The sequence below is a fragment of the Treponema sp. R8-4-B8 genome, assembly GCF_054786175.1.
Genome location: NZ_BDHE01000168.1, coordinates 1 through 788, shown reverse-complemented (window position 1 = coordinate 788; position 788 = coordinate 1). Strand labels below are relative to the sequence as shown.

The 788-nt window shown below is 49.9% G+C and carries 1 protein-coding gene; it reads right to left on the bottom strand.

All coding sequences use genetic code 11. The features are described from left to right. The coding region (locus ACYVRA_RS07655; protein WP_461252144.1) for a WD40 repeat domain-containing protein at nt 1-788 on the bottom strand (788 nt) is incomplete at both ends.

Sequence of the window (788 nt, the reverse complement as noted above, 5' to 3'; positions counted from 1 at the left end):
CCACAGCTTGATTGTTCCATCACTGGAGCCTGAAAGAACCTGCCTTCCGTCAGGGCTGAACGCTACGGAATAAACACAATTAGGATGCCCCGAAAGGTTTCTTATCTCCTTGCCGCTTGCCGCGTCCCACAGCTTGATTGTTCCACCATCAGAGCCTGAAAGAACCTGTCTTCCGTCAGGGCTGAACGCTACGGAATAAACCCTATTTTCATGCACTAAAAAGGTTCTTATCTCCTTGCCGCTTGCCGTATCCCAAAGTTTGATGAAGTTATCAGTGTCGCCTGAAAGAACCTGCTTACCGTTAGGGCTGAACGCTACGGATGTAACAAGCCCTGTATGCCACGAAAAGGTTCTGATCTCCTTGCCGTTACTTACGTCCCACAGTTTCATTGTATTATCGTGAGAGCCTGAAAGAACCTGCCTCCCGTCAGGGCTGAACGATACGGACGAAACACTATTTGTATGCCCAGAAAAGGTTCTTATCTCCTTGCCGCTTGCCGCGTTCCACAGCTTGATTGTTCCATCACCGGAACCTGAAAGAACCTGCCTTCCGTCAGGATTGAACGCTACGGACGAAACATAATTAGTATGCCCTGAAAAGGTTCTTATCTCCTTGCCGCTTGCCGCGTCCCACAGCTTGATTGTTCCATCACCGGAGCCTGAAAGAACCTGCCTTCCGTCAGGGCTGAACGCTACGGACGAAACATTATTAGTATGCCCTGAAAAGGTTCTTATCTCCTTGCCGCTTGCCGCGTCCCACAGCTTGATTGTTTTATCACCGGAGCCTG